The sequence below is a fragment of the Neobacillus sp. NPDC093182 genome, from assembly GCF_044754045.1.
In genome coordinates, this window is the sequence record NZ_JBIVOI010000003.1 from 282,136 (window position 1) to 303,146 (window position 21,011).

At 40.6% G+C, this 21,011-nt stretch carries 23 protein-coding genes; 15 read left to right on the forward strand and 8 right to left on the reverse strand.

The genetic code is table 11. From position 1 onward, the window contains the following. From ACIQAA_RS08675 to ACIQAA_RS08685, 3 genes are all read right to left on the reverse strand, one after another. Positions 1 to 1,206, reverse strand: a 1,206-nt coding sequence (locus tag ACIQAA_RS08675) for a hypothetical protein (protein WP_402617741.1), incomplete at its 3' end; no start/stop codon positions are given. Between the two features lie 38 nt (positions 1,207 to 1,244). Further along, positions 1,245 to 2,096 (reverse strand): hypothetical protein, encoded by an 852-nt coding sequence (locus ACIQAA_RS08680; protein ID WP_402617743.1) that lies wholly within the window; start codon positions 2,094 to 2,096, stop codon positions 1,245 to 1,247. 181 nt (positions 2,097 to 2,277) lie between these two features. Further along, complete coding sequence (locus tag ACIQAA_RS08685) at positions 2,278 to 2,787, reverse strand: DoxX family membrane protein (RefSeq protein ID WP_402617746.1); 510 nt, start codon at positions 2,785 to 2,787, stop codon at positions 2,278 to 2,280. 515 nt (positions 2,788 to 3,302) lie between these two features. On the opposite strand from ACIQAA_RS08685, the gene ACIQAA_RS08690 reads away from it, so the two are divergent. The 11 genes from ACIQAA_RS08690 to hxlB all read left to right on the forward strand — a co-directional run bounded on the left by ACIQAA_RS08690 (position 3,303) and on the right by hxlB (position 11,390). Further along, positions 3,303 to 3,491, forward strand: coding sequence for a Spo0E family sporulation regulatory protein-aspartic acid phosphatase (locus tag ACIQAA_RS08690; RefSeq protein ID WP_402617749.1), 189 nt, complete (start codon positions 3,303 to 3,305; stop codon positions 3,489 to 3,491). A 233-nt stretch (positions 3,492 to 3,724) separates the two neighbouring features. Beyond that, a complete protein-coding gene (locus ACIQAA_RS08695) occupies positions 3,725 to 3,943 on the forward strand; it encodes a DUF1659 domain-containing protein (RefSeq protein ID WP_402617907.1) in 219 nt (72 codons plus the stop codon). 33 nt (positions 3,944 to 3,976) lie between these two features. Then, entirely contained in the window at positions 3,977 to 4,195 is a 219-nt protein-coding gene (locus tag ACIQAA_RS08700) for a DUF2922 domain-containing protein (RefSeq protein ID WP_402617751.1), read from the forward strand. Between the two features lie 64 nt (positions 4,196 to 4,259). Further along, positions 4,260 to 4,397, forward strand: coding sequence for a YvrJ family protein (locus ACIQAA_RS08705; RefSeq protein WP_221829235.1), 138 nt, complete (start codon positions 4,260 to 4,262; stop codon positions 4,395 to 4,397). Between the two features lie 769 nt (positions 4,398 to 5,166). After that, positions 5,167 to 5,925, forward strand: a complete 759-nt coding sequence (locus ACIQAA_RS08710) for a sugar phosphate isomerase/epimerase family protein (RefSeq protein ID WP_402617754.1) — start codon at positions 5,167 to 5,169, stop codon at positions 5,923 to 5,925. Beyond that, positions 5,922 to 6,881, forward strand: a complete 960-nt coding sequence (locus tag ACIQAA_RS08715) for a sugar kinase (protein WP_402617757.1) — start codon at positions 5,922 to 5,924, stop codon at positions 6,879 to 6,881. Before ACIQAA_RS08710 ends, ACIQAA_RS08715 begins: the two co-directional genes overlap by 4 nt. 1 nt (position 6,882) lies before the next feature. Further along, a complete protein-coding gene (locus ACIQAA_RS08720) occupies positions 6,883 to 8,166 on the forward strand; it encodes an MFS transporter (RefSeq protein ID WP_402617759.1) in 1,284 nt (427 codons plus the stop codon). A gap of 106 nt (positions 8,167 to 8,272) precedes the next feature. Beyond that, entirely contained in the window at positions 8,273 to 8,911 is a 639-nt protein-coding gene (locus ACIQAA_RS08725) for a bifunctional 4-hydroxy-2-oxoglutarate aldolase/2-dehydro-3-deoxy-phosphogluconate aldolase (protein WP_402617762.1), read from the forward strand. 130 nt (positions 8,912 to 9,041) lie between these two features. Continuing rightward, complete coding sequence (locus ACIQAA_RS08730; protein WP_402617765.1) at positions 9,042 to 10,019, forward strand: LacI family DNA-binding transcriptional regulator; 978 nt, start codon at positions 9,042 to 9,044, stop codon at positions 10,017 to 10,019. A gap of 192 nt (positions 10,020 to 10,211) precedes the next feature. After that, a complete protein-coding gene (gene hxlA, locus ACIQAA_RS08735) occupies positions 10,212 to 10,838 on the forward strand; it encodes a 3-hexulose-6-phosphate synthase (protein ID WP_402617768.1) in 627 nt (208 codons plus the stop codon). Positions 10,839 to 10,841: 3 nt separating this feature from the next. Then, a complete protein-coding gene (gene hxlB / locus ACIQAA_RS08740; protein ID WP_402617771.1) occupies positions 10,842 to 11,390 on the forward strand; it encodes a 6-phospho-3-hexuloisomerase in 549 nt (182 codons plus the stop codon). Positions 11,391 to 11,880: 490 nt separating this feature from the next. Here the strand turns inward: hxlB and ACIQAA_RS08745 are convergent, their stop codons facing one another. Further along, a complete protein-coding gene (locus ACIQAA_RS08745) occupies positions 11,881 to 12,447 on the reverse strand; it encodes an LOG family protein (RefSeq protein ID WP_402617774.1) in 567 nt (188 codons plus the stop codon). Positions 12,448 to 12,564: 117 nt separating this feature from the next. After that, positions 12,565 to 12,951: a hypothetical protein gene (locus tag ACIQAA_RS08750; protein WP_402617777.1), complete on the reverse strand. Its 387-nt coding sequence runs from the start codon at positions 12,949 to 12,951 to the stop codon at positions 12,565 to 12,567. A gap of 244 nt (positions 12,952 to 13,195) precedes the next feature. Here ACIQAA_RS08750 and ACIQAA_RS08755 point away from each other — a divergent pair, with 244 nt between their 5' ends. The 3 genes from ACIQAA_RS08755 (at position 13,196) to ACIQAA_RS08765 (ending at position 17,325) form a co-directional block, all read left to right on the forward strand. Next, entirely contained in the window at positions 13,196 to 14,893 is a 1,698-nt protein-coding gene (locus ACIQAA_RS08755; RefSeq protein WP_402617780.1) for a DUF2207 domain-containing protein, read from the forward strand. A gap of 180 nt (positions 14,894 to 15,073) precedes the next feature. After that, entirely contained in the window at positions 15,074 to 16,231 is a 1,158-nt protein-coding gene (locus ACIQAA_RS08760) for a pyridoxal-phosphate-dependent aminotransferase family protein (RefSeq protein ID WP_402617783.1), read from the forward strand. A gap of 149 nt (positions 16,232 to 16,380) precedes the next feature. Next, positions 16,381 to 17,325, forward strand: a complete 945-nt coding sequence (locus ACIQAA_RS08765) for an aldo/keto reductase family protein (protein WP_402617786.1) — start codon at positions 16,381 to 16,383, stop codon at positions 17,323 to 17,325. A 361-nt stretch (positions 17,326 to 17,686) separates the two neighbouring features. Here the strand turns inward: ACIQAA_RS08765 and ACIQAA_RS08770 are convergent, their stop codons facing one another. Continuing rightward, positions 17,687 to 18,874, reverse strand: a complete 1,188-nt coding sequence (locus ACIQAA_RS08770; RefSeq protein ID WP_402617909.1) for an amidohydrolase — start codon at positions 18,872 to 18,874, stop codon at positions 17,687 to 17,689. A 217-nt stretch (positions 18,875 to 19,091) separates the two neighbouring features. Between ACIQAA_RS08770 and ACIQAA_RS08775 the strand changes: the two genes are divergently transcribed. Then, positions 19,092 to 19,514 (forward strand): HIT family protein, encoded by a 423-nt coding sequence (locus tag ACIQAA_RS08775; protein WP_402617788.1) that lies wholly within the window; start codon positions 19,092 to 19,094, stop codon positions 19,512 to 19,514. Between the two features lie 63 nt (positions 19,515 to 19,577). Here the strand turns inward: ACIQAA_RS08775 and ACIQAA_RS08780 are convergent, their stop codons facing one another. Beyond that, positions 19,578 to 20,306: an amino acid ABC transporter ATP-binding protein gene (locus tag ACIQAA_RS08780; RefSeq protein WP_402617791.1), complete on the reverse strand. Its 729-nt coding sequence runs from the start codon at positions 20,304 to 20,306 to the stop codon at positions 19,578 to 19,580. Next, positions 20,303 to 20,947, reverse strand: coding sequence for an amino acid ABC transporter permease (locus tag ACIQAA_RS08785; RefSeq protein ID WP_402617794.1), 645 nt, complete (start codon positions 20,945 to 20,947; stop codon positions 20,303 to 20,305). Before ACIQAA_RS08785 ends, ACIQAA_RS08780 begins: the two co-directional genes overlap by 4 nt. Positions 20,948 to 21,011 lie beyond the last annotated feature (64 nt).

Sequence of the window (21,011 nt, forward strand, 5' to 3'; positions counted from 1 at the left end):
AGCTTGTGACTTTGCTTTGTTCGCTGCAGATGGGTTTACTTTTTCAACCTCAGTTACTTCTGCTTCTTCAACTACTTCAGTTTCTTCTGTTTCGGTCTCAACTTCCACTGCTTCTTCAGCAGGTACTTCTTCTACTACTGCAAGTACAGCTGAATTGGCTGCTGCATGTGCTTTCGCAGTTTCGCTTGCTTTTACACTAGCTTGTGACTTTGCTTTGTTCGCTGCAGATGGGTTTACTTTTTCAACCTCAGTTACTTCTGCTTCTTCAACTACTTCAGTTTCTTCTGTTTCGGTTTCAACTTCCACTGCTTCTTCATCAGCCACTACTTCTTCTGCAACCTCTTCAGATTCAACTTCAGTTTCTACTTCAACAGCTTCTTCAGCAGGTAGTTCTTCTGCTACTGCAAGTACAGCTGAATTGGCTGCCGCGTGTGCTTTCGCATTGTCGCTTGCTTTTACACTAGCTTGTGCCTTTGCTTTGTTAGCTGCAGATGGGTTTACTTTTTCTTCTTCTTCTTCAACAGCTTCAGCTTCTTCGTCATCTTCAGTTTTTACAATTGCGTCTGTTTCAAAATCGATGTTTTCGGAATCTTCATCCTCATCTTCTTCATCTTCAATTCTTACAACTGAATCGGAGTCAGCATCTGTTTCTTCTTCCTCTTCTTTTGCCGCGTCATCTTCATCTTCCGTTTTTGCAGCTACATCGTTATCAACGTCAACTGCTTCTTCAGATTCAGAATCTGTATTCGTATCCGCTTCCGTTTCATCCGTTGCAGCTTCGGGTTCAAGTTCAATGACAGGTGTTGTTTCCTCAACCTGTACTTCTTCCTTTACTTCCTCTTCCGCCACCACATCTTCAGCTTTTTCTCCCTTTCCATGAACAGCTGAATTTGGGGCTGCATGCAATTTTGCATTTTCGCTTGCATGTACGCTCGCCTGCGACTTACTAGCCTTTTCTTCATTAGGCTTTACTTGTACGCTTACTTCATCCTTTGCCTGTACAGCTGGTACTGCCGGAACAACTGGTTTAACATTCACATTAACCTTTGCGTTATTGGATTGTTTCACTTGAACAGGTTTTTCAACTTTAGCGTGATCTGGGCCTGCTGCTGCCGTAAATTGACCTCCAGCAAAAATTCCAAACGATAAGGCTCCTGCAAGTACAAAAGATTTAGCAATTTTATTAGGGTTTAAGTAATGTTTCATTTTTATTTCGCTCCTTTTATTATCATGATCCGTGGCTTTTAGCTTTGGGTGACGTTGGTTAATAAAGGAGCTGCCTGCGGCGGTGGTGATGGCGGAGCATTCACCCATTGAGTATTCAACAACGCTTGCCGGGAAAGGTATGGCTGGACAAGTTTGATTTCAAAGTAGTGATTCCATTCAAACCATTTATCCAACAAGCTTAAATTACTTATCCCATAATTGACCCGATCATTTGATTGACCCCCCGAACCGTTGCTTCTCTGTGTTTGATTCAGTACTTGGTTTACCTTAGGTATTTCTTCCTCGCTGGCAGGATCTTTCTGTGTCCCCTGCACAACGGATTCTGATTTTGTTGTGTCTAAGTCTTCTCCTTGCAAATAGACACTATTATCTACTTTTACTGGTTTTACTTGTTTGACTTTTACCTCACTATCAGTATCTTGGATAGGATCTTTAGGATTCAACTTTTCTACTGTATGATTTGCCTGGACAGCCTCTGTTTGTTCGGGAACATTGACCTGAACAACCTTATCAGCCTTCTTTACCTCAGGCTTCGCGTTTGCATTTGCCTGTTCTGGCAGGCTTTTTTCCAACGCTTCCTGATTTGGAGTATCTTGGACTGGGAGCTGTTTTGCTTGTGCTTGGTTTTCACGAGCATGCTCAGGAATCGTCTTGTTCATCGATTTGGCCTCTACAGGCTTTGCTGGTTCTGCTATTGTTTCAGGTTCTGGTATTGATACCGGTTTTGGTATAGAAACATTTTCCGGAATGGAAGCCTGAGCTTGTCCCTTTTGAGGACGAATTTCATTCTTATCCGCAAAAGCATTGTCTGGAAAAAACATCGCCGCACCAACCAATAGAGCTGATATAAAAAATTGGCGGAAGTGCACATTTTCACCCCCTTTCAATGAATCGTAACTTTCACGGACAAAATTCGAGTAAAAGAATCGTTTTTTGTCGTCCTTTTTTAAAAACGATTCTTTTCACCCAATCCCCTGCAACAATATGGGTAATTTATAACATCAAAAAAAGACGATTCGGGGGGAACGAATCGTCTCTTTGTACTGCTAGTTAGGCTGCTGATTTATTTTTCTCAGTATAAGTCTTTGTTGTTTTGCGGATGAATGGAACCACCCAGCGGTCTAAACCATATTTACCTGCGTTGAATCCTGCTGCTAAGATGATGAAGCCTAAGAAAATATCAGTTGGGTTATGAGAAACAGTTCCCGCTAAGAAGAAAGAGAAGTTCATCACTAGACCAAAAACAATAGCTGCGGTTGTTAAACATCCAAGTAGAAGTCCTAATCCAATTAATGTTTCGCCCCAAGGAACGATGAAGTTGAAGACATCGATGTTTGGAAGTGCAAAGCTTTCTAAGAAGTTAACGTACCATCCGTAAACCATATTGCCATCTGGACCCTTTACTGGATTGGCTACTGCATTTTTTAAATATCCTGAAGCGTCGAATCCACCTGTAATTTTACCTAAACCAGCTGTGAACCAAGCATATCCAAGGTATAAACGAATAACGGTTAAAATAGCTGCTGCAATCTTATTTTCTCTTAAAAATTTAGTAAACATAAAGCATTCCGCCTTTCAAAATTTACTTGTTCTTTATACTTACACTATATTGGATTTCAGTAGTTAATAACATGGGTATAGTGTTAAGTTCACAGTTTGTTTGAAATGTTATGACGGAATGTTGAACGACTGATAGAAATGGTTATTTTCTAAGCTGCATCAATCTTTATTCGCTGATTTTTTTCGGTTTTCAGCTAATGGGGCTGTTCAAGCCAGGCTTTATTATATGGTTGGATCTCATACAAAAATTGTTGCAATTTAGACGTTATTACAAAATAACTTATTATTGTCGAAATCATGTCTAATTAGAGGGTGTTTGCAGCAACAAGATATATCAGTATCATTTACCCTTTTCTCAATTTTCCTACTATTTAAATCAGTGTTCACAGCTAAGATGTTCTATGGTACTATCGGAAAGGCTTTGGAAAAATGCTATCCATCATAAATTGAAGAACTTGGAAATCAAGTCATCGCACCTTCCAAACCACAGTACAAAAAAACATACGAGGTGTATGATGAAAACAAACAAATTGACCCAAATCGAAAACAAAGAACTTTTAATGGACATCGTGGAGCTAAAAATAAAACTAAGTGAATTATTTAACCAAACTGGCCCAAATACTTCCGAATATATAAGTCTATCAATCAAACTCGATTGCCTGATGAATGAATACTTTAACGAGAAAATAGAACAACTAATCTAACAAGTAAGGGACCAGCAAAAATTTGCTGGTCTCTTTTACATCTGCCTATATTAACTAGTAACTATCTCTTTTTCTATTGCTGTATAGCCTTCCATAATCGCCACACTCACCCAAACTCCGTTTCTTTTCTGTCTTCGGTCACTCCAGAATGCTCTCTCTAATATTTATTTTTTCTGACCATGTCCTTTTGGCCTTATTTTCTATATATAAAGGGTGAAAGGAGGTGATTGACAATGGCACAGGCAGTTGTAACATCGTCTAAGTTACGTTTGGTGTTTCAAGTAGGCATGGATGACGAAGGGAAACCCGTTATAAAATCGAAGACACTTAGTAATATCCAGAAATCCGCGACAGCTGATCAACTTTTCCAAGCAGCACAAGCGTTGATCGGTTTATCAAACGATACTCTCAGCAATATTGAGAGAGTCGACAATGCAGATTTACTAGCTTAATAGAAAAATAAATAGCGATAGGAGGTGAATGAAATGGCTAAAACATTAGAGTTGGAGTTTGCTACAGAGTTTGGTAAATCGGCACGTTTATCAATAGAAAATCCGAAGGAACCGATTGAGGAAGCAGTGGTGAAGGCGGCGATGGAAGAGATGATCGCGTCAGGAGTTTTCACTTCTACAAACGGTAATTTTGCTACTGTGAAAGGAGCTCGGGTGATCGATAGAAATGTAACCGAATATGAAATGATTTAATAGAGTAGGAGGAGGTCGGGTTCCGAGGGAAGCCGGCCTCTATTAAAGAAAGGAGTGAGATCTCGTGGAGCAAATGATACCTCTCATCAGTGAGGTAGGATTCCCAATCATTGTGACCCTCTATTTGCTATATCGGATTGAGTCGAAGCTAGATATGGTAGTCCAATCGATTCAAAATCTTCCCGAACGCATGAAGGCGTAGAAGCTAAACCGGAGCATGTCACCACCAAATTAATAGAACCTTAAACCTTTGTTCATAGTTTGTTCATACTTTGAGGGTAAGATAAATATATGAAGAGGACAAACATTTTTCTCTCTCTTTCATAAACCCCCTTTTATAAGATTTCTTTTTGGATTCGGCAACTGGCCGGATCCTTTTTTTTATGAAAATTTTGCACCTGACTCGCATAGAATGGAATGTTACTTATTTTCACTAAAACTTTTCGTTCTTTTTTCCGTCTGTTGATGTGGAAATTCACTATGGAGGCAGGTGTTATATGAAATTAACAATAAAAAAGTGTCTAGAATGCGGTGGAACTTCCTTTACGCAAGCAAGTGACCACAAATGCTTTCGTTCAATAGAAAAAAGTTTTACAAAGGGAACCGTAGAGAACTATATTGTATGTTTAACATGTGGTGAAATTCTGTCCATTAAAATCCTGCACCCCGGTAAATTAAAATTCGGCAATCACTAAGTCATGTGATTGCCTTCTGGCGCTCAGCTTATCCAGAAAATCTCCTGCTAAGTCCACTTTTTTTATCATCCTGGTATTCATCCCCATAAAATTTACTTTTACTATAAATGTACAAGAATCCAGCTAAATTAGAGAAGATAAAATCGGTTAAACGGATTTTTTAAAAATTTTACTTGCAAGAGCGCTTACATTGAGTTTATAATATCCATAAACCGATTTACTAAACCGGTTTACTAAAACGATTTATTTAATTACTTCAAAGAAGGTGTCATAACCATGCAAAATGTGATTGTTCCTTTAAATGCTTTTGATAGAGTCGAAGTCTTAGAGAAAGGACAAACTTCTTTTATTAAGCTTATTGCCAGTTCAGGTGCTTTTGGGACTGAGATTCGCCGTGAGTTATTTTCAGAACAAGATCCGCCGTTAGAAAGTATGAAACAAGAAATTGAACAACATAAACTTTTTACTGTGTATTCCGCACCCGTCGAGTTATGGAATGCGAATCATCAGTTAAATGAACAAGCGTTAACTGCGATTTTTGAAGAAGGAAAGAAGCTTGGAGCCAAGTGGATCAAAGTATCACTAGGACATTTTAGTAAAGACCAATCCAATGTAAGCGACCTCCACTTCTTTTTGAAGCAGCATTCTGATATTCAATTGTTCGTAGAGAACGACCAAACGCTGTATGGCGGAAATGTTTCCAACTTAAAGTCATTTTTTGAAAGCGCCTCCGAGCAGGATGTGCCGGTTAAAATGACATTTGATGCAGGAAACTGGTACTATTCCAAGCAGGATATAGACGACGCTTTAAGCCAGCTGTCCCAATATGTCCAGTATCTTCATTTGAAACAAGTTGACTTAGAAAATGGGGAACTCGTAACCGTACCGCTTCAAAAAAACATTGGACACAGCTGGGAAAAAGTGATGAACAGCCTCCCTTCCAATCTAGTGAAAGCGCTTGAGTTCCCAATACAACCAAAGGAACGAACAAAAGAGTATATCCAAATGATGACAGAAAGCGAGGTACTACTATGAAAAAGTTAGATGTCATAACATTTGGCGAAGCAATGGCGATGTTCATGGCGAATCATCCTGGTTCCTTACATGAAGTTAACCAATTCACCCGTGAGCTTGCAGGCGCTGAAACCAACGTCGCAATCGGTCTTGCCCGCCTTGGCCTCGGCTCTGGCTGGGCGAGTAAAGTAGGAAATGACGCGTTTGGAAAATTTATTATTAACCGTCTCCAAAATGAAAACGTCAACATAGACCATGTTTTGCTAGACAACACGTACCCTACTGGGTTCCAATTAAAATCAATGGTGTTAGAAGGAGATCCTGAGGTTCAATACTTCCGCAAGGGGTCTGCTGCAAGCCATCTTACTGTAGAAGATTTTAATGAAGAGTATTTCACAGCCGCTAAACACCTTCATATGACAGGGATTCCATTAGCGATTTCAACAAGTGCACGAGCATTTGCCAAACATGCGTTAACTACTATGAAAAAAAATGGCCGAAAGGTCTCCTTGGATCCGAATTTACGCCCGACTCTTTGGGCATCACAAGAAGAAATGGTAAAAGAAATCAATGAAGCAGCTTTCCAAGCGGATTACGTTTTACCAGGGTTAGCTGAGGGTGAAATTTTAACAGGGTTCAAAAACCCTCGTGATATTGCTTCCTTTTACTTGGATAAGGGTGTCGAGCTTGTGGTCATTAAGCTTGGACCGGCTGGTGCTTTTTATAAAACAGCAGCCGAAGAAGGAACCGTACTCGGCTTTCCTGTAGAAAAAGTCATCGATACCGTTGGTGCAGGTGATGGTTTTGCTGTCGGAGTAATCAGTGGACTCCTTGAAGGTCTCTCCATTCATGACGCAGTTATTCGGGGAAATGCAATTGGTTCACTAGCTGTTCAGTCGCCTGGTGACAATGATGGCTATCCAACCAAAGAACAGTTAGAAAAATATATAGAAAATAATTTACAGGGAGTGAATTAACATGAACCAAACGATTGCCAAAAAAAGATGGTTTTATCTGATTCCTATTGCTTTTATCACTTACAGTCTTGCCTATCTTGACCGTGCCAACTATGGGTTTGGAGCGGCTTCCGGATTAGCAAAGGACCTTGACATTACAGCAGCGACTTCCTCCCTGCTTGGTGCACTTTTCTTCTTAGGTTATTTCTTTTTCCAAGTACCAGGTGCTGCTTATGCCGAGAAAAAGAGTGCCAAGGTACTCATTTTCTGGTCATTGATTGCTTGGGGCTTACTTGCTACCTTTACAGGTATGGTAACAAACGTAAAGTTACTGTTCGTCATTCGTTTCTCCCTTGGAGTTGTAGAAAGCGCTGTTATGCCTTCCATGCTGGTACTATTAAGCAACTGGTTTACAAAAAAAGAACGTTCTCGTGCAAATACGTTCTTAATACTTGGTAACCCTGCAACTGTTTTATGGATGTCCATTGTTTCTGGTTATTTAGTTGAATCTGTCGGCTGGAGATGGATGTTTATTATTGAAGGTCTTCCTGCTGTTCTTTGGGCATTCATTTGGTGGAAACTAGTTAATGATAAACCGCGTGAAGCAAAATGGTTAACGGATAAAGAAAAGTCTGATCTTGAAATGCAATTAGTAAAAGAGCAAGAAGGAATCAAGCCAGTTAAAAATTACGGTGAGGCCTTCAAATCAAAACCAGTTATTTTGTTAAGTGCTCAATACTTCCTATGGAGCATTGGTGTCTATGGATTTGTGATGTGGCTCCCTTCTATTATTAAAGCGGCACCGAATATGGATATTGTTACAACAGGCTGGCTGTCTTCAGTCCCTTATATTTTAGCCATTGTTCTAATGTTAACTGCTTCCTATTTCTCTGATAAAATGATGAACCGAAGTGCTTTTGTTTGGCCATTCCTATTAATTGGCGCAATCGCCTTCTATGCTTCTTATGCAATTGGTACAGAGCATTTCTGGATTTCATTTGTCCTGTTGATTATTGCAGGTGGAGCGATGTATGCTCCATATGGCCCATTCTTTGCGATTATTCCTGAAATCCTGCCGCGTAACGTTGCCGGTGGTGCAATGGCTCTGATTAACTCTATGGGTGCATTAGGATCATTCGTTGGTGCCTATATTGTAGGATATTTGAACGGTGTAACAGGTGGATTCGGTGCTTCCTATATCTTTATGGCAGGATCTCTATTCCTTTCTGCAATCTTGACCGTTTGGGCGGTAAATGTCGCAAAAAAGGATAGCAGCAAGCCCGCAGATATAAATATGAGTGCTTAATAGAAAAGCTCTAGCTGCCTCTAGGCTCAGTAGCTAGATTCTTAAAAAGATGAACAGCCTTAGAAACATTCTAGGGCTGTTTCCATTATGAAGGGAGTTTTTTTACATGGGTGTTGAAGAAATTAAAAGGAGAGCAGTCGTCGCAGTCATTCGCGGTGCTTCAGTAGAAAGTATTATTCCAATGGCTAGGGCATTAAAAGACGGCGGGGTCACCGCGCTTGAAATTACAATGGAAACCCCAAAAGCATTGGCGGTCATTGAAAAAGCAGCCGATGAATTTGGTAATGAAATGTTTGTAGGCGCTGGAACGGTGTTGGACGCGGAGACAGCGCGTGCCGCCATTTTGTCTGGAGCCAAATTTGTTTTTTCACCAACGGTTCGGAAGGAAACGATTGAAATCACAAAGCGATACGGGGTTATCAGTGTACCAGGTGCATTTACACCGACAGAAATTCTAACCGCTTATGAATATGGTGCAGACGTCATTAAAGTGTTCCCTGCAGGAAGTGTCGGACCAGGTTATTTTAAAAATATTGCTGGTCCCCTGCCCCACATTCCTTTAATGCCAACAGGCGGTATCGACATGAATAACGCAAAGGACTATATTCTTGCCGGTGCTGTGGCGGTCGGCGTTGGCAGTTCACTTGTCGATCCTAAAAGAGAATTAAGTGATGATTATTTAGCTTTAATAACAGAAAATGCTAAGAAGTTAATGGACGAAGTCCACACAGCTAGGTTAACATAATCGTTGGGGATGACAGAAAGTTTGTCATCCTTTTTCTTTTTAATAAAGACGTACAATGCAGATACACTGGATAATTAGCTGATTTGTCGCTAAAATGAAAGCAGTGACCATAGGAAAGAGGAAGATAGGCATGGAAAAAGTAACGATGGCCGATGTGGCTCGTGAAGCGGGTGTATCAAAAAGTACCGTTTCTCAATACTTAAATAAGCGATATGAATATATGGGCGAAAAAACCAAGCAGAAAATTGAACAAGCCATTGAGGTCCTAGGGTATCAACCCAATTTTTTAGCCAGGAGCCTCAAACAAAAGCGTACCTCTCTTATTGGAATCATTGTTGCGAATATCACACATTTTTTTTCAACAGAAGTGAGCCGCGCGATTGAGGATTTCTTTCATCAATATGATTTGCAGACCATCGTGTGTAATGCAGATGATGATCCTGAAAAGGAAAAAAAGTATATTGAAATGCTCCGGGCGAAACAGGTCGATGGGCTGATTATCTTTCCAACTGGAAAAAATAATGATTTATATGAAAGCATGGTAAAGCAAGGCTATCCTGTTGTGTTTGTCGATCGAAAAGTCGAAAATCTTGATGTGTTTTCCGTGATTACAGACAACACCGAATCCACTTACAAGGCCATTCAGCAGTTCCTCGAAAACGGACATCGAAATATTGCCTTTGCTGTCCAGCCGCTTACAGTCAGCACGCGGATAGAAAGATTAGATGGATACAAAAAAGCCTTGTCTGAAGCAGGTTTAGAGGTAAATCCAAATTACATTATCGAAGCAAGTATCCCCGAAATGAAAAAGAAATTGAACCAGCTGTTTTCATTAGAAGTAAAACCAACAGCCCTATTTGCAGCGAATGATCGTGTTTTTATCGCTCTTGGAGAATTTTTAAAAGAAAAAGGAATGAAGTTTGGGAAAGACCTTGATGTAGTAGTCTTTGACAACATCCCTTTTTCCCAAATGCTCGAAACCACCCTGTCCTTTATCATTCAACCAGCTGCAAAAATGGGGACCAAAGCCGCCGAACTCCTTTATGAACAAATTCGCAAAGAAAGTCACGAACCCGAAGTATTCGTATTTCCGAGCGAAATCAAGTAGGTTGGTGCCTGTCACCGCTCGTGGACACTGTCCACCTCAGGCGGACAGTTATTGGCAGGCACTTCCCCTTCCTCCTCCCTTCCAGACCCTCTCGACTTTTTCTATTGAATAACGCTTACATTTGAAGTATAATCATTTCATAAACCGGTTTAGTAAATCGATTTATCTAACTGCCGAAAAGGAGTTTAAACGATGAAAATACAACTTGCTTTGGATCGGATGGAAATAAACGATGCGATTGATTTAACAAGAAAAGTGGAGGATTCTATCGATTGGATAGAGGTCGGAACCTCATTAATCAAGGAATTCGGGATGACGAGCGTTAGAGAGATGAAACAAGCTTTCCCAGCCAAAACGATTGTTGCCGATTTAAAAACGATTGATAATGCCCGTTATGAATTTGAAATGTGTTTTAAAGCCGGAGCAGATGTTGCAACGGTCATGGGCGTGTCTCCTCTCGTAACCATTGACGCGTGTATGGAGGTTGCAGAACAATACAATAAGATCGTAATGATTGATTTATTAAATACAACAGAGCAGCAAAAAAGAGATTTAATGAAATACAAGAAAGCTGTTTTTTGTGAGCACGTTAGCAAGGATCAACAAGAGGAGCTTGGAACCAGCAATCACGGTGCAGTGGAAGACAATCTCTATGGTCCAAACATGACCATTGCTGCTGCAGGCGGCATTACCCTCGATTCATTGGAACTACTACGGAAAACACTTAATCCTTCCATTGTGATTATTGGCTCCGCGATCACAAAGGCAGAGAATCCAGCAGAAACAGCAGCCAAATTTAAACGAGTGGAGGCAAAATAAATTATGTTACTCATTCCTACTATCATTAAAGAAATCGAAACTGTACTGAGTCAGCTAGAAGAAAACAAGCTGGAAGAAATCGCCGGCCAATTGCAAAAAGCCAAGCGTATCTTCGTGATTGGTGAAGGGCGTTCCGGGCTGATGGCCAAATCATTTGCCATGCGCTTAATGCATTTAGGAGCTGCGGTATTTGTTGTAGGTGAAACGATCACCCCATCTATTGAAAAAGGAGACCTTTTAGTAGCGATTTCTGGTTCAGGAACAACCAAGAATGTGGTTTGGACCGCTGAAAAAACACATTCTCTTGGCTGTTCCGTCATCGCGATCACTACCAGCCCAGAGTCTCCATTAGCAGCTGCGGCAACAGCGATTCTTCACGTACCGGCAGCGACTAAATACCGCCGTGAAAACGAGATGAAAACGATTCAGCCGCTTGGTTCCCTATTCGACCAGTGCGCTCACATTATATTCGACACCCTATGTCTGCAATACAGTTCACTTAACAAAGTGGACCACAACGCAGCATTCGAACGTCATAGTAATTTAGAGTAGACCCATTTCAGATGGGTCTTTTTTTCGACAAAGTCATAGAGTTTTCATCTTAAACAAGCGTTTGATTAAAACATCCTCAAGCCCTTTTTAAAAAAGAAATTTTGATAGTTTTCCGGGAAATTTTTTGTCGAAAAGTGATACGCTTAAATAACTTTCCATATAGTAACTTGAAGGGAGTTTTGCATCATGCAGCGGATTAAATTAATGGTTCAACTTTTTCTGAAAGAACCTTTGTGGTTTAAACTACTAATCTCCTTCACATTACTTTCCTCCATCATTCTCAGCATTTCCACTTTTTCAAATGTGCCTGTTTACCAAAGCATTTCCAAGTTGGCTGCAGCAATCTTTTTCTGTGCATATGGATTTAAATTGAGAATGAATCGTCTAATCTCCGTCCTTTTTTTCACCGTGGCAGCGATTTGTATTTACCTGGCATTTCTGGCTCTCAGGTAATAAGAAAAGCAGTGAACACTCACTGCTTTTGCTTTGCCTATTCAAATGCCTTGATGGAAGGTGCCTCGTAGTTTAAAAATTTATCGAGTAATGCCGCTGGCTCTTGCTCAATAATCGCCATCGAACGAAATTTTTCCTGCAAAAACTTTTGGTCAATCATATGGTCAAACAGACTGATTAATGGGTCGTAATAGTGGTTGATATTGAGAAGACCACACGGCTTTTTATGCAAGCCAATCTGCCCCCAGGTAAATACTTCGAAAAACTCTTCAAGGGTCCCGGTCCCGCCAGGCATGACCACAAAGCCATCTACCAATTCGGCCATCTTTGCTTTTCGTTCGTGCATGGTTTCAACGGTAATCAACTCCGTTAACCCTTTATGGGAGATCTCTCGTTCCTCGAGTACCTTAGGTATCACACCAATAGCTTGACCGCCCTCACTTAACACCGTATCTGCGACAGCACCCATCAAACCGATACTTGAACCGCCGTAAACTAAAGTAATATTCCGTTTTGCCAGTTCTTTCCCCAATTGAATGGCTCCTGTCTTATAAGCCTCTGAAGCACCCAAACTTGAACCGCAATAAACCGCCACTCGTTTCATGCCGCTGCCTCCCTCTATGTGGGTTTTAATATGATTATAGTTAATGCTAGAAAAGAATACAAAAAACAGGAAGAATTCACTTCCTGTCGGTTAAGAAAAGCTGCGTTCCTGCATGGGTTAACTAGTAGCTTTAAAGAAGATTTTAAAAGGTAAAAATAGTGCGGCTAAAGATAGTAATAAAAAGATAATGTCAGGCATAAAGGTACCAAAACCAATGATATGGAGGATAAAGTATAACGGATATACCCAACATGCATACCAAGACCATCGAAGTCCTTTACGATAGGCATTTGTTAGAATTGCAAATCCAAATAAAGCCATACCTATTACCAGTGAGCCTCTAAGCTTTAATTCAATTCCAGCCTCGGTTTGATCATTAGTTAAATAAGCGTGTAAAACTGAACCTTCACCTACTGGTCCATTTTCACCCGATATACTTATAATTAGCATTAGAACTTGTATGAGAAGCAAAAGGATCCAAGCTTTTGTTTGTAAAAACTTCACTTCAACCATCTCCTCTCAAGTAAATTCAATTAGTAGGATAAAAGTTAGACAGTAGTCGAACAAAGTGACCATTACCCTCGAAATATCCTATTAGGATATTATTATCCTTATCTAAGGTTATTCCAGATTTTCAATAATAATTATTTAACTAACTCTTTTTTTGGTACAGTTTATTGGAAAATATTGCGAAACCTTTCATCTCATTCATTCGTACTAACTACTACTAGGAAAGAAGGTGACACACATGCTGAAAAAGTGGTTTACTTGCTTGACACTACTTGCTTTGTTACTCGTTTTCCCCCATCAAAGTTTGGCTGTGGAGTTCTCAATTACTGATGTAAAAATTGATGCAGCCTTACAAAACAACGGAAATGTAGAAGTAGAAGAAACCCACACGTATGAATTTGAGGGCGAATTCGGCGGAATCACCCGTGAAGTGGTTCCGAAAAAAGGAGCTTCTATCAGCCAATTTACGGCAACAGAGAACGGTAAGAATTTACGAATTGAAAAAGAAGATAACCTATATAAGGTTCACCGTAAAGGTGAGGATGAAACCATTACAGTGAAACTTCACTACACGATTGAAAATGGAATAGAGGTCTATCAGGACGTGGCGCAATTTTATTGGCCGTTTTTTGATGACAGAAATGATTCCTCCTATGAGGATCTCTCAATCACGATTCACCCTCCTCAAGAGACAGAAGATGTGATTGCCTTTGGATATAACGAGGCGTTTACAGCTGAATCGATTCAGGAAGATGGTTCCGTCCTTTATAAATTAGGAAATGTTCCTAGTAATACAAATGGCGATATCCGTGTAGCCTATCCTGCCAGCCTTTTTCCGCATGCGCCTCTGACCGCTGATAAACTGATGAAAGAGGACATTCTTAATGCGGAACGTGAGCTCATGAAGCAGGCAGAAGCTGATGCCAAAATAAAAGAAACTCTTTCAAAAATTAGCACGATAGGTCTCCCTGCTTTTACAATTATTTTACTACTTCTTATTATGCGAGATTGGTTAGCGTCACGAGCAATACGAAATGATTTCATGCGTGAGGGAAAAACGACTTTATCTGTACCAAAGCAAATGATGAGTTTACCGGCAACCATCCATTTTACTAATAACAACTATCTTCCGCCTCAAGCCATGGCTGCCGCGTTACTAGATTTGGTACGACAAGGATTTGTAACGAAAACAGCAGACGACCAGTTTCAAAGGATTCGCTCAAAGAGCCCAGTAAAACATGAAAATCTATTGATGGAGCTGCTGTTTGATAAAATCGGTGCAAACCATATCTTTAGTCTCGACGACTTAACAGCTTATACAAAGAACACGAAAAACCAGATTAGATACAACACTTACCAAAGTGAGTGGAGGCAGGCAGTTAAACAGGAGGTAGACAGTCATTCCCTATACGAAAACAAAACAACCTATCGATTACTCATTGGTTTTTCAAGTATCCTTTTACTACCGTTTATTTTCTTTTTCCTAATTTATGGTCTTTTTGTTTCCTTTATTGTGACACTACTATTAATCATTACCGTCATCATCTATGCTAGTGTCTACCGGCCGAAAACAACAGAAGGTGCAAGGATTGCCTACGAGTGGAAGCAATTTAAAACGCGCTTTAAAAATTTACCACAAACCGAGTGGGAAAAATGGTCTGAAGATGACCGCATGCGCGCCTATATTTACGGTCTCGGAATCAGCAGCAAAGAAATAGATCGAAAAAATGATGAGCTCATCGAAGCATTGACCCCAACGGGTAACGATTACGTTGATGATGGCAGCTTCTTCTCCATCATCTATATCGGACCATACACGTCTTCAAGTTTCCACTCGGCTTATCATTCTTCAATCAGCAGCAGCGGAGGAGCTGGTTCCGGAGGAGGAAGCGGCGGGGGAACCGGTGGAGGCGGCGGAGGGTCCGGCGCTTTCTAAAACGAAAAAAGCTTGAGGCTATCCTCAAGCTTTCTCCGTTTTCCGTGCAATGGTTGTGGTTAAGGTTGAAATTATAATATCATAGAGTTAGAGATATCCATGAAATTCCATAATTAAAATGGAGCACACAAAATACAGTCCTCATGTTTTACAAACTACCGATAAAATGGAGGGAAAAGTATGTATCCAAATATTTTAAGACACCCAGGTCCAACCCCAATACCTAAAAAGGTTCAGCTGGCTATGAGCCAGGATATGATAAGTCATCGTACAGGAGAGTTTGTACGGTTATATCAAGAAACAACAAATCGAGTGAAACCCATTTTCGGAACGCAGCAAGATATCCTGCTTCTCCCATCAGGCGGTACAGCGGCATTAGAAGCAGCAGCCGTAAATACCGTTTCTCCAGGTGAAGAGGTCGTTGTGATCACCGTTGGCGCCTTTGGCAATTATTTTGTATCTATTTGTGAGAGATACGGGTTTAAAGTACATAAACTTGAAAAAAGCTGGGGTGAAGCATGCACAGAGGAAGATCTTACTGAGTTTCTTAAGCCTTTGTCGAATATAAAGGCCGTTTTTGCAACCTATAATGAAACCTCAACAGGAATCTTAAACCCCATAGAAAAATTAGCGAAGGTTGTCCGTGACCACACAGACGCTTTATTTATCGTCGACGGAGTGAGCTGTCTTGGCGGAGCGCCTGCTGAAATGGATCAATGGGGAATCGATATCTTAGTTACCGGTTCCCAAAAAGCAATGATGCTCCCTCCTGGACTTGCACTTTTAAGCGTCAGTGAAAGAGCATGGAACGTGATTGAGGAAACGAATAAACCCGCTTATTACTTGGATTTACTAAGCTATCGTGAGTGGGCAGCGAAAGGAATGACACCTAACACCCCTGCCATCTCCTTGATTATGGGACTTTCCGCCGTCTGTGACTTGATTGATGAGGAAGGCGGTTTTGCACAAACAGTTGCTCGACATGAATTAATGAAAAATATGATTCGTGAGGCGATGAGGGCTCTTTCTATCGGACTGCTTACATCCGATGAGCATGCATCACCGACCATTACCGCGATATGTGCTCCAGAAGGAATAGAAGTATCCTCCTTTATTGGGCATCTAAAGGAAAAATATCACCTTGATTTCGCTGGCGGTCTTGGTCACCTCCAAGGCAAGATCTTCCGGTTCGGCCATATGGGCTATTGCTTCCCAAGTGATATCCTTCAAGCTGTCTCTCTGATCGAAGCTGGATTACAAGACTTCTCCTATTCCTTTGAGCCGGGGGCAGGTTTGGCTGCGGCTCAAAACGTTTTCTTAAATTCTCTACGGAAGTAATACTTTAAGAGGCATGGTCTTAATGGACTGTGCCTCTTTCCATTCGGTCACTCCAGACTATCCTCCTTACATAAGTACACTCTGTACCTACGAAAACCCATAATATGGTATAGTATAAAGGAAATTCATTTGTATGGGAGGATGAGTGCATGCAATATCGTCGTTTAGGCAATACAGGCTTGAAGGTTAGTGAAATTAGTTTAGGAAGCTGGCTTACATATGGCGGGTATGTAGAAGAACAAAATGCTGTGTCCTCCATTGACCTTGCGTACGAATCAGGAATCAACTTCTTTGACACCGCAAATGTATACATACGAGGGGAAGCAGAAAAAGTAGTCGGAAAGGCGCTTAATAAATATCCACGGAGCTCCTATGTACTGGCTACAAAGGTGTTTGGACAAATGGGAGACGGTCCAAATGATCAGGGCTTATCACGGAAACATATTATGGAGCAATGTGATGCAAGTTTGAAGCGTCTAGGTATGGATTATATTGATATTTACTATTGCCACCGTTATAACGCTGAAACACCATTACACGAAACACTAAGGGCATTGGATGATTTGGTACGCCAAGGAAAGGTCCTATATGTCGGCGTAAGTGAGTGGACAGCAGAACAAATCACCGAAGCCGTGCACCTTGCGGATAAGAAGCTTCTTGACCGCATCGTCGTGAATCAACCAAACTACAGCATGCTGCAGCGCTATATTGAAAAAGAAATCATCCCTGTCAGTGAAAAACACGGTATCGGTCAAGTAGTCTTCTCCCCATTGGCACAAGGTGTGCTAACTGGAAAATATACAAAAGGTGCAAACGTCCCAGAAGGAAGCCGTGCGGCACAGGCAAACACAAACATGTCCCATATTCTAACGGAGCAAAATTTAGATAAAGTAGAACAATTAAGATCAGTAGCCTATGAGGAAGATTTAACCTTAGCGCAGCTTGCGATCGCTTGGATTTTGCGCCAGCCTAATGTAGCTAGTGCACTAGTTGGTGCAAGCCGTCCCGAGCAGCTCCAAGAAACGATAAAAGCATCCCGAGTCAAACTACCGAGTGATACGCTTGAAAAAATCAACGAAATTTTAGCTAACTAAATGAAACATGGATACCGTCATTAGGCGGTATCCATTCAGGTATTTCTCATTAATAGACATCTTTCTCCTCATTTCCCTACTATTTCCTACTAACCAAACGATTGATTAAAAAGCCATAACCCCTTTTATAAAACGAACTTTTGATTGTTTCCTAGGAAATTTATTGTCGAGGAATGGCTTAGGTTGGATATAGATTACTCCAATTCCTGTCAAAAAAAATAAAAGTTTACAATCTTCCACCCTTTCCTACACAAATCTCTTTTAATTAAACGTTTGTTTAAAAAGGGCTAATTTCCTTTTAAATCACCGATTTTCCTTTTAATATGGCAAAAAGATTGTCGGATTAATTCGTAATGTACTTTTAATTTAATTCATAATAACTGCATACAACCTGACCCACCGCTTTGGCAGCTACTAGGAGTGCATCTTCATCGATATCAAATTTCGGATGATGATTGAAGTAAGGATCTTCAACCCCTTTTGGTGTACAGGCAATGTAAAAGAAGCATGCCGGGAATTTTTCGGCATAATAAGCAAAGTCTTCGGATGGTGACAGCGCCGGAAATTCTTTGACTTCTTTTATATCTTTATCATTCATGCTTCGTAAGCTTTCTGCGACCATTGCCGTAAGCTCAGGGTCATTGTATAAAGGCGGATAATCTGGAGTGTAGGTAAGCTCACAGGTTACGCCAAACTCTTCTTCAATTCCTCTTACAATTCGCTTCACTTCTTTTTCAATCGTTTCTTTTGTTTCTACCGTCATATAGCGAATATCGCCTTCAAGTTCTACGCTGTCCTTGATCACGTTGAATGTACCTTTTCCGTCAAACGATCCAATAGTGATTACACCTATATCGAAGGGACTTAATCTTCGGCTGACGATGGTTTGCGCTGCTGTAACAAAATGGGCGGCAGCTACAATCGCATCGTTCGCGAGATGAGGAGATGAACCATGACCGCCTCTTCCTTGCACTTTCAATTTCATGTATGCTCGTCCATTGAAGGAATACCCAGCATGATAACCTACAGTCCCCGCAGGTCCCATTGGCAGCAAATGAATGCCATATACGGCATCTAAATCATCAATCAAGCCAGACTCAACTATACTTTTTGCTCCGCCTGGAGGGACTTCTTCTGCATGTTGGTGAATGATTTTGATCGTACCTGGGATGAACTCTTTTAATTGAATTAAGCAATCAGCCAAAACTAACAAGTATGCGGTATGTCCGTCATGGCCGCACGCATGCATAACACCTTCATTCTTTGACTTAAACGGCACATCCGCCTCTTCTACAATAGGAAGGGCATCAAAATCAGCACGAAGACCAATGGTTTTTCCAGGTTTTCCGCCTTTAATGGTAACGATAATGCCATACCCATTCCCAACATTCGTTTGAATGTCGACATCTTTCCCTTTATAAAAATCCACAATGTACTGAGCCGTTTTCTCCTCTTTAAAAGAGAGCTCAGGATTTTCATGTAAACGGCGTCGGATTTCGATGATTTCTTCTTTACGTGATTCTAACATGCCCATTAAATCGCTTTTCATCATTTTCGTCTCCCCTTTTGATAGCAAAGATAAAAGGAATCTCCATACTATAGTTATAATTAGAATGCACCTTCCGAAAATCATTAGTCAAACAGAAAACCTTTGTGTGTTTCTATACGATAGTTCATTAAAGTCGACACTTTGAGACAATTACTTTTAATCTGGTTAGGGGTAGAATAAGGTAGACTCAAAACATAAATAGATGAGGATGAAAATGATGGAGTTAAATAACGATTGTATGTATTGCATGAAGGATGAAAGACGGGACAACCTTATGATTGAAATTTGTGATCTCGAGGTTTCGACGGTTTTTCTTTTTAAAGAACAGACATATACCGGCAGATGTAATGTAGTATATAAAGGCCATGTAAAAGAACTATATGAACTGGATAGCCAGGAGTTAACAGCTTATATGAACGATGTGAAAAAGGTAGCAGCAGCTGTGGACAAGGCTTTCCAGCCTGGAAAAATTAATTATGGGGCGTACGGCGATAAAATGCACCATCTACATATGCACATCGTGCCAAAATACGTAGACAAAGAGGATTGGGGTTCCACTTTTGTAATGAACCCTGATAAAACATATTTAACAGAAGAAAAATATAAGGAAATCATCGAAACAATTAAAAAATCACTTTAATGTCAAAAGGATGGTGCAAACTGCACCATCCTTTTAAAATAGATTCTTATCGGTGACAGGCACCTATAGCACCTTACTTAAGAATGCTTTCGTTCGTTCATGCTGAGGGTTGCCGAATAACGCGTTCGGTTCATTTTCTTCAACAATATAGCCGCCATCCATGAAAATAACACGGTCTCCCACTTCTCTAGCAAAGCCCATTTCATGGGTAACAACCACCATGGTCATACCCTCTTTCGCAAGCTGCTTCATAACTTCTAAAACATCCCCGACCATTTCAGGATCTAGTGCAGAAGTCGGCTCGTCAAATAGCATAATCTTCGGATTCATAGCGAGTGCCCTTGCGATTGCAACACGCTGCTTTTGTCCTCCGGATAGTTCTCCCGGGTAGCTATTTGCTTTTTCTCTTAGTCCTACTTTATCTAGTAACTCAAGCGCTAATTTTTCCGCTTCTGTCTTCTCTGTAGAATGAATCTTAATCGGTCCCAAAGTGATGTTTTCTAAAACGGTTTTATGAGGGAATAGATTAAATTGTTGAAATACCATTCCAACCTCTTGTCTCACTTTGTTTAGATCGACTTTTTTGTCCGTTATATCATGTCCATTAATGACTACCTGACCGCCAGTAATCTCTTCCAAGCGATTTAAGCAGCGAAGGAATGTACTCTTACCTGAACCAGAAGGACCGATAACACAAATAACTTCTTTTTCCTTCACTTCTGCATTAATATCTTTTAAAACCTCTAGATTACCAAATGATTTTCTTAAGTTTTTTACCGTGATCATGCTCATCGAAGTTGAAACCTCCTCTCTACGAAATTAGCAAGAAGTGTTAACAAATAAATGATGATGAAGTAAATGACACCAACAGCCAGCCAAATCTTAAACGCTTCAAATGTTGCCGAAGCTTGAATCTGTCCTTGCTGTGTTAAATCGGCTATACCAATGACCGATAATAGCGACGTATCTTTCAAGCTAATAATCGATTGATTCGTAATGGTTGGGAGCATTCTTCTAAAAGCCTGCGGAAGCACGATATAGCGCATCGTTTGTGCACTAGTAAAGCCAATCGACCTTGCCGCCTCCGTTTGTCCCTTATCAATCGATTGAATACCCGCTCTTATAATTTCAGCAAAATAGGCCCCTGCATTGATCGCAACCGTAATGATTCCGGCTGTCGTACTGTTTAACGAAATGACCTGAAGTGAATTTACACCAAAATAGATAAAGAACAATTGCACAATAAATGGCGTTCCTCGAATAGCGTCTACATAAGCCTTTGCGATCCAATTTAAGATCTTAAGCGGTGCAAGTCGCAGCAAGGCAATGACTAAACCTATTAAAAAACCGAGTATGATAGCAATCAAAAAGATATAAAGTGTTACTTGAAGCCCTTTTAATAACATTGGCAAAGCAGAAACAATAATATCCACCCTTTTCATCCCCTTTCATTTCAAAAAGAAGACGCGCTCGCTTTAAGCACGCCTCATCCTATTA